8 protein-coding genes are annotated in these 7,290 nt (G+C 65.3%); 1 reads left to right on the top strand and 7 read right to left on the bottom strand.

The window, feature by feature from the left end; genetic code table 11:
* Positions 1-105 precede the first annotated feature (105 nt).
* Positions 106-1,014, bottom strand: coding sequence for a CPBP family intramembrane glutamic endopeptidase (locus SMA01S_RS23720; protein WP_066827914.1), 909 nt, complete (start codon positions 1,012-1,014; stop codon positions 106-108).
* A gap of 160 nt (positions 1,015-1,174) precedes the next feature.
* On the opposite strand from SMA01S_RS23720, the gene SMA01S_RS23715 reads away from it, so the two are divergent.
* Positions 1,175-2,740, top strand: a complete 1,566-nt coding sequence (locus SMA01S_RS23715) for an alpha/beta hydrolase (RefSeq protein ID WP_066827912.1) — start codon at positions 1,175-1,177, stop codon at positions 2,738-2,740.
* A gap of 169 nt (positions 2,741-2,909) precedes the next feature.
* Here SMA01S_RS23715 and SMA01S_RS23710 read toward each other — a convergent pair whose 3' ends face one another.
* The 6 genes from SMA01S_RS23710 to SMA01S_RS23685 form a co-directional block, all read right to left on the bottom strand.
* A complete protein-coding gene (locus tag SMA01S_RS23710; RefSeq protein ID WP_066827910.1) occupies positions 2,910-3,377 on the bottom strand; it encodes a DUF1203 domain-containing protein in 468 nt (155 codons plus the stop codon).
* Positions 3,377-4,414: a bifunctional DNA-binding transcriptional regulator/O6-methylguanine-DNA methyltransferase Ada gene (ada, locus tag SMA01S_RS23705; RefSeq protein ID WP_066827908.1), complete on the bottom strand. Its 1,038-nt coding sequence runs from the start codon at positions 4,412-4,414 to the stop codon at positions 3,377-3,379. Before ada ends, SMA01S_RS23710 begins: the two co-directional genes overlap by 1 nt.
* A gap of 66 nt (positions 4,415-4,480) precedes the next feature.
* A complete protein-coding gene (locus SMA01S_RS23700; protein WP_066827906.1) occupies positions 4,481-5,011 on the bottom strand; it encodes a GNAT family N-acetyltransferase in 531 nt (176 codons plus the stop codon).
* A gap of 1 nt (position 5,012) precedes the next feature.
* Positions 5,013-5,444 (bottom strand): hypothetical protein, encoded by a 432-nt coding sequence (locus tag SMA01S_RS23695; protein ID WP_066827904.1) that lies wholly within the window; start codon positions 5,442-5,444, stop codon positions 5,013-5,015.
* Between the two features lie 41 nt (positions 5,445-5,485).
* On the bottom strand, positions 5,486-6,181 hold the full coding sequence (locus SMA01S_RS23690) for a M24 family metallopeptidase (protein ID WP_066827900.1): 696 nt from the start codon (positions 6,179-6,181) through the stop codon (positions 5,486-5,488).
* Positions 6,182-6,247: 66 nt separating this feature from the next.
* The gene (locus tag SMA01S_RS23685; RefSeq protein WP_157094123.1) at positions 6,248-7,096 is read right to left on the bottom strand and encodes a hypothetical protein; all 849 of its coding nucleotides are present in this window, start codon (positions 7,094-7,096) and stop codon (positions 6,248-6,250) included.
* Positions 7,097-7,290: the final 194 nt, after the last annotated feature.

Genomic DNA, 7,290 nt, shown 5'->3' with positions numbered 1-7,290 from the left:
AAAGCGGCGGGCCGATTCTGCCGCCCGGACGTCGTCGCGCGTCGGTCACGATCCTACAAGCATCGCTCCCTCCTTGCTCCTCGCCGGACACCAAAATCGGCTCCGTCACGACCTCGCGGTAGTTGGGTTCGGTCCCTGACGCCGGCGGACCCAGGACGGCGCGATGAATTGCCCGCGCCGCCACGCGATGTAGAGCAGGGCAACGCCGATCGTTGTCGCGACGGCCATGGCCGGCAATGACGCCTCCGGTCCGAAACTGCCGCCGGTGACGAGCTCCGGTCCGCCGATCCAGGGACGCAGCAATCCCGGAACCTGAAGCCCCGAGACGGGCGTGCCGAAGATGCCGCCCTCGGCGAAATTCCACGCGGCGTGCAGCCCGATCGCCATCCAGAGCCGCCGCGTGATCATGTAGAGCGCGGCAAGCATGATCCCCGCTTCGAATGCGATCCCGACCGCGGCCACCCAGGTCGCGCCGGGATTGAAGATGTGACCGAAGCCGAACAAGAACGCCGACAGCACGAGCGCCGCCCAGCTTCCCAGCCATCGTTCGAACAGCCGGAAGAACAAGGCGCGCAACGCTATCTCTTCGCTGAACCCGGGGAAGATGCCGATCGCCAGAGGCAAAGCGAGAATCTCGGGGCCGTTATAGCCGATCACGCGATAGGCGCCGAGCAACGCCATCACCCCGACGATCGCCGCCAGGATCGCGATCCCGCCGGCAATGCCGATGGCGAGCTCGGGCAGCGCCGGACGAAAGGCGAACTCGACGACCGGGCGGCGCTCGACGAAGCGGACGAAGGCCCAATAGGCACCAAAGAAGATCGCCGCCCCGATCACCGCGGCCGCGACCCCGCCGGCATCGGTGTGACTGGCCTTCAAGATATGGCCCACCGCGCTGCTCAGGATCGCGCAGGCGAAAATCATCGGCACGCTGAGCAACAGCAACATCATCGGATGGTGGACGACTCGCCACGCAGGGCTGTTCGGCGGCGTATTCGGCTCGATCGGTCGCATGCAGCCGCTTTCCTCACTTTGAGTGAGTCAGCCTAACGCAGAAGGTGTATTGCGCAAGCAGGTCAGGTAGCGAGTAATGGGATTGACCTTGTCGACCAGATCGGCGGCGCGGCGGCCGATAGTGCCCGAGCGGCGTCGCCGGGCATTTGGGGGGATTGTGATGAAGCGACTTGCGGTATTTGCCTGCCTTGCGTTGATCGGTGCGGCCGAGACGCCCAGGTCTCCGGTGGTCATCCCGGTTACCGTAGCGCCCGCGCTGGGCGATCATTTTTCGGGGCGACTGATCGTCTTCGCCGAAAAGGCCAAGCCCGACGCCAAGCCCGCGGCCGCAGTCGATTTCTCGCCGTTCGAACCGACCGGCGCGTCGATCGCCGCGCGAGAGGTGAGCGACCTCGGCCCAACGACGATCGCGCAGATCGACGGCGAGGCGGACGCCTTCCCCGCGCCGCTGTCGAGCCTGCCGCCCGGCACCTATCGCGTCCAGGCGGTGCTCGATCGCAACCACAATTACAATTACGGCGGCCGCGACGCGGGCGACCTGGTGTCGAAAGTGGTCGAGGTGACATTGCCCGGCAAGCTGCCGACGATTGCGCTCGACAGCATGGTGCCGGCGAGCGATCCGGCGGCGATGCTCGAACGGCTCCCGGCCAACGAGCGGCCAAAGGTCGAAGCTGCCCTCGCCCAGCTCAAGCCGGTCGAGCTCCAGAGCACTGCGCTGACCGCCTTCCGCGGCACGCCGATAGCGATCCGCGGCTGGGTCGCGCTGCCGCCCGGCTATGACGGTAAGACCAAATTTCCGACCGTCTATTCGGATAGCGGTTTCGGCGGGACGCTCGCGTCGGAGCGGATGCAGGGTGCCAGGATCTCGGCGATGATGGCCGATCATTCGCTGCCGCCGATGATCTGGGTATTCCTCGACCATAGCGGGGCGACCGGCACCAACGAATTCGCCGACTCGGTCAATAACGGTCCGTGGGGCAAGGCGCTGACCGAGGAACTGATCCCCACACTCGAACGCCAATATGCGATGGACGCCAGGCCCAGCGGGCGTTTCCTGACCGGGCACAGTTCGGGCGGCTGGTCGACCTTATGGCTGCAAGTCCGTTATCCGAAACTGTTCGGCGGCAGCTGGCCGACCTCGCCCGACCCGAGCGACTTCCACAACTTCACCAATATCGACCTCTACGCAGCGAACGCCAATTTCTATCGCGATGCCAAGGGTGAGCCGATCCCGCTGGTCCGCGATCACGGCAAGTTGATCGCGACGATGGAGCAGTTCGCCCGCGCAGAAGCGGTGCTCGGCCCCTATGGCGGCCAGATCGCCTCGTTCGAATGGGTGTTCAGCCCGCGCGGCGCCGACGGCCGGCCGGTGCCGGTCTTCGATCGCGCGACCGGCAAGATCGACCCTGCGGTGGTTGCCTATTGGCGCGACAATTACGACGTCGCCAACATCGTCACGCGTGACGCCGCGGTGCTGCGCCCCGATCTCGACGGGAAGATCCACCTGACCGTGGGCACCGCCGACACTTTCTATCTCGACGGCCCGGCGCATCTGCTCGAGGCGGCGATGGCCAGGGCGCGGATCAAGGCGAGCTTCACCTATCTGCCCGACAAGACGCATTTCGACCTCTATGCGCGCGGCGACGACAAGATGGCGCTGATGAAGGACAATGCCTGGGCAATGTATGCGGTAGCGCGGCCGGGGGCGAAAAGGCCGGCGCAGTAGAGGTCGGCGCGCATCCTCACCGTCACCCCGGCCTTGTGCCGGGGTCCAACGGAAGTCTGGGTGAAAAGCCTGAGGTTCGACGCCTGCGCTTGTGGCGCCTTGGATCCCGGCACAAGGCCGGGGTGACGAACTTGAAGACGTGTTCCCGCGACGGCGGGATCACCGATCGTTACGCTCGGTCAATCCGCGCGGCGAAGCACCCCGGCCGAGCATTATACGCCTGGAGATAGGCAACCTTCGGATCCTCCAGCCACGGCTCTATCGCCTCGGCCAACTCACCCCCGTCCATCACGTCACCCTTGAGCAGCATGCCGTCGGCATCGAACGCGCGCAAAGCGAGCAAGCGACGCGCCAGCTGCTCCGGCACCGCGTCGCGATATTCCGCCGCCTGCTCGGCGCCCTCGCGAACGAAGATCGCATAGGTCGCACGATAGGGGCTATCGACCGGCAGATGCTGGTAGTTGATCAGGATCAGGTCCTCGCCCGGCTCGGCATCCTCCAGCGTCACGCGGCAGGGGAAACCGGGCTTCTCGTCGGCGCGCCGGCGCACCGCGCCGAACGCGGCGAGCTCGCCGTCGCTCAGGCCATAGAGCGGCCTGAACGGGGTGGGGTCGAGCCCGCGGATCACATACGCCATTACTTCACTCCTTCACGATCGAGCAGAACTGTCTTGCGGTCGACGCCATAGGCATAGCCGCCCATCGAGCCGTCGCTGCGCAGCGCGCGATGGCAGGGGATGACGACCGCGACATGATTGGCGCCGCACGCGCTGCCGACGGCACGTACTGCCTTGGGACTTCCCGCGATCGCGGCGAGCTCGCCATAGGACCGCGTCTCGCCCGCCGGGATATCGCGCAACGCTTGCCACACCGCTTCCTGGAATGCGGTTCCCTGGACGTCGAGCGGCAGATTCTGGTCGCGATCGGGCGATTCGACCTTGGCCACCACGCGTGCGGCGAGATCACCCAGCGCTGCACCGCCCGGGACGATCTCGGCCTTGGGAAAATGTCTGGCGAGGTCAAGCGCATCCTCGTCGAACGAAACACGGCACAAGCCCTTGTCGGTCGATGCGATCAGCAATTTGCCCAGGCTGGTGTCGGCGACGGTCCAGCGGATCGTTACCCCCGCCCCGCCCTGGCGCCAGGCACTTGGCGTCATGCCCAACCGCTTGGCGCCGCCTTCGTAGAAGCGGCTCGGTGCCGAATAGCCGGCCTCGTAGATCGCATTGGTGACCGACGCCTCTTCCTTGAGCGCGTGTGCGACGCGGGTGGCGCGCAGGCCGCGGAGATAGGCAGCAGGGGTCACGCCGGTGGCGCGCTTGAACAGGCGATGGAAATGGTGCGGCGCGTAGCCGACCTCCGCCGCCAGCTCCTCGAGCGAGATCGCGTCCTCGGCAGCTTCGAGCAGCGCGATGGCATTGGCCACCGCGACGCGATCTCGGCCGACTTCGTCGGGCTTGCAACGCAGGCAAGCGCGGAACCCGGCGTCACGCGCTTCGGCGGCGTCGCGATAGAAGCTGACATTCTCGCGCCGCGGATGCCGCGCCGGACAGCTCGGCTTGCAATAGATGCCGGTGGTCTTGACCGCGACGACGAAGCGTCCGTCCTGCGCGCGATCGCGGACCTCGAATGCCGCCCAGGCGGCGTCGATATCGATGGGGTTCTCGGTCGTCATGCAGCCTATGTAGGCGCCTGCGCGGGCCACCACATCCCGGCGTTTGCGGCCAAAGCGATTCGAAAATTATCCGGCCTTGGTCCCGCGGTCGATCGTGTAGATGACATGCGTCACCGGTTTGCCCGCCATCTCGGCGTGATGGAGCCGATCGGTCAGCTTGCCGCCGATCTTTTCGACCGCGCGGCGCGAGCGGATATTGGTGTCGCCGATCATGAACATCACGCGCGATACGCCGGTAAAGGCATGATCGAGCATCAGCCGCTTCATCTCACCGTTGAAGCGCCCACCCCAATGCGACCGTGCCAGGAAGGTCCAGCCGATCTCCACTTCGTCCGGCTCGGCGCGCCCGAAATCGTAGCGTGAACTGCCGATAACCGCGCCGCTCGCGCGGTCGATCGCCACCAGCATTCCGCCCGAGGCGAGGCCGTCGGCGAAGAAGCGACGGAACACCGGCTCCTGCCAGCGGTCATGCGCCGGATGGACTTCCCAGATCAGCGGGTCGCTGGCGACCACGAACAAGGCGCCGAAATCGTCGGGTGTCGCCGGGCGAAGCTCGATCAGCTCGCCGATCAGATGCGGCTGGCGGTCGAGCGCCATGTCACACGATCAGGAGAATGACCGGCACGACAATGCCCAGCCCCAGCGCGATCAATGCCTGGCGCCGCAGGTTGCGCGTGCCGAGCGCGATGGTCAGGCCGATCAGCGTGGTAGTGAACAGGCCGATCGCGGTCAGCAACGCGAAGATTTTGAGCGGCGTGAATCCGCCGTGATCGTGGTCGTCATCGCCGTCCGCGTGCTTCGCGGCAGCGGGTTTGCGCGCGGGTTCCGCCGGGCGGGGCTTGGGCAGCATCTGATGCTTGTGGATGCTAGCGATCGCCGAGACCCAACCGGCCGGGGGCGGGTTTTTCAAATCCTGCCACCCCAGGACCTGGATCAGGCCGCTGAAGGAAAAGAACAGAAACGCGGGGGCCAGGAAGACGCCGATATAATGGTGCCATTGGCGCAAGCTGCGAAGGGTGGTGCCTTTCATGCACCGCCTTATGGCAGCAAAAGCATGCCGAACAAGCCGGATCAGGACATCAGGCGTTCGTAAAAACCGCCATAACGCCCGGCAGGATCGACCAGGTGGATTTCGAGTATCCAGAAGCGCTCATTGCCATTGGGATCCGGGTCGCGCAGCCGCGTCGTGTTCTCCGGATTGATCCGGTAGAAATCCTTGTCGCCCGGCAGATGCGCGTGCGGGAATTCGCCGACGACGTGCCCTGCGATCACTCCACCGAAGCGCCAGCCCGCCGCCGCCGCGCTATCGCAGGCGAAGGCATAGAGCTCGGCGCCTGTGATATCGTGATTGGCATCGAAATGCGCCTTCACCTTGTCGAACTGGACGGGGAGGTCGGCGACGAGCCGAGCCTTGTCGGGGTCGCTGCCCACGACATAAGAGCGTCCGACATCGGCTTCCCAGTCGTCGAACACGGGGCCGAGATCGAGGAACACCAAGTCATCGTCGGCGATCGTCAAGACCGGCGGATTCTCGCGAGCGGTGGCGAGGCCGTTGACGCCGGCATGGACGATCCGCTTGTGCCAATGCTTCTCGACGCCGAATTCGTCGCGCGCGAGGGCATAGATGTCCTGTTCGACCTCGCGCTCGGTGCGGCCGGCCCTGATCAGCCCCAACGCCTCGATCCGGTCCAACAGCACCAGAGCCAGATCCTGGGCGGCGTGGAGCTCGGCGTGACGCGCGGCGGACGAAAGCGTGGCGTGAGTCATCACGCGTTCCAATAAGCAATCGGATCGAATCGGACCAGTTGGTAACCCGGCTCAGTCAGCGCCACATTAATTCTTCTTGTCCTTCTGCGCCTTCAGGCTCTTCGAAATGACGATCTCGGCGAGCCGCGCACCGGGAATGAAGATACCTGCCGCCTCGACCCCGGCATTGATCAGGAATTCGGCGTCGATCTTGTGCCCGAGGAATTGCTCGAACGTGCTGCCGCCGGTCCGCGTCTCGCCGGTGACGCCGTCGAACTCGACCACCGCTTCCTTGCCCTGCCAGCGATAGCGGAAGGCGTAGACCGGGCGGTAATAGAGATCGATGTGGTGGAGCGAGAGCTTCTCTTCCAGCACCTTGTCGGCCTCGATCCGTTCGATCGAGCTCGCCAGCACGTCGCGCACCAGCATCGACGCCTTGGCCGCGGGCGGCACCACCACCGCGCCTTCGGCGGCCGCCTTGGCAAGGCCTGCGGCGTCGATGACCTTGGCCTCGTGCTGGAGATACTGCGCGGCGCTTGGGTCGGGGCTGCCGCTGATCGCGTCGTAATAGACTTCGCGGTGGATTTCGTCGTGGCAGGTTTCGGTGCCGGTCAGCGTATAGGCGCCGCCAGTGACGACGTGCATCCTGCCATCAATCTCGACGTTGGTCACGTTGGCATCGACCGCGACGCGATAGTCCTTGCGCCGCTCATAGGTCATCGTGGCGGTGCAGCCGATGCGGAAGAAGGGCTGCAACCGGCGCTCGCGATAGATCACTTCATGATCGTCGTCCCTGGGCCGCGACAGGAACCCGGTGATCTTGGCCATCGTCCCGAACGCGTCGGTCCGCTTGGTCCAGGCGCGCCCCTCGGCATGGTCCATATTGAACCGGTCGGCGAGGATCAGCACGCGTTCTTCGGCGAGTTCGACGTCCATTTTGGCACCCCTGGCGGCACTTTCCGCCCTCCATGCCGCGCTGGTCAAGCCGGGATAGGTGAAATACGACATGCGCGGGCGACACGCCGTAGCCCTCTCCCGCCTGCGGGAGAGGGTTGGGTGAGGGTCTTCTTCCTTCTTCCAGGCAGGCGTTGAGACAGAAGAAGGAAGAAGACCCTCACCCTCCCACCGCT

It is taken from the genome of Sphingomonas mali NBRC 15500 (genome assembly GCF_001598415.1).
Taxonomy (GTDB): domain Bacteria; phylum Pseudomonadota; class Alphaproteobacteria; order Sphingomonadales; family Sphingomonadaceae; genus Sphingomonas; species Sphingomonas mali.
The sequence above is the reverse complement of the archived record's forward strand: the minus strand, read 5'-3'. Positions and strand labels throughout refer to the sequence as shown.

Excerpts from the sequence above, each read along its gene's own strand:
- SMA01S_RS23720 (WP_066827914.1), bottom strand. The coding sequence starts at position 1,014 with ATGCGACCGATCGAGCCGAATACGCCGCCGAACAGCCCTGCGTGGCGA.
- SMA01S_RS23715 (WP_066827912.1), top strand. The coding sequence starts at position 1,175 with ATGAAGCGACTTGCGGTATTTGCCTGCCTTGCGTTGATCGGTGCGGCC.
- SMA01S_RS23710 (WP_066827910.1), bottom strand. The coding sequence starts at position 3,377 with ATGGCGTATGTGATCCGCGGGCTCGACCCCACCCCGTTCAGGCCGCTC.
- ada (WP_066827908.1), bottom strand. The coding sequence starts at position 4,414 with ATGACGACCGAGAACCCCATCGATATCGACGCCGCCTGGGCGGCATTC.
- SMA01S_RS23700 (WP_066827906.1), bottom strand. The coding sequence starts at position 5,011 with ATGGCGCTCGACCGCCAGCCGCATCTGATCGGCGAGCTGATCGAGCTT.
- SMA01S_RS23695 (WP_066827904.1), bottom strand. The coding sequence starts at position 5,444 with ATGAAAGGCACCACCCTTCGCAGCTTGCGCCAATGGCACCATTATATC.
- SMA01S_RS23690 (WP_066827900.1), bottom strand. The coding sequence starts at position 6,181 with ATGACTCACGCCACGCTTTCGTCCGCCGCGCGTCACGCCGAGCTCCAC.
- SMA01S_RS23685 (WP_157094123.1), bottom strand. The coding sequence starts at position 7,096 with ATGGACGTCGAACTCGCCGAAGAACGCGTGCTGATCCTCGCCGACCGG.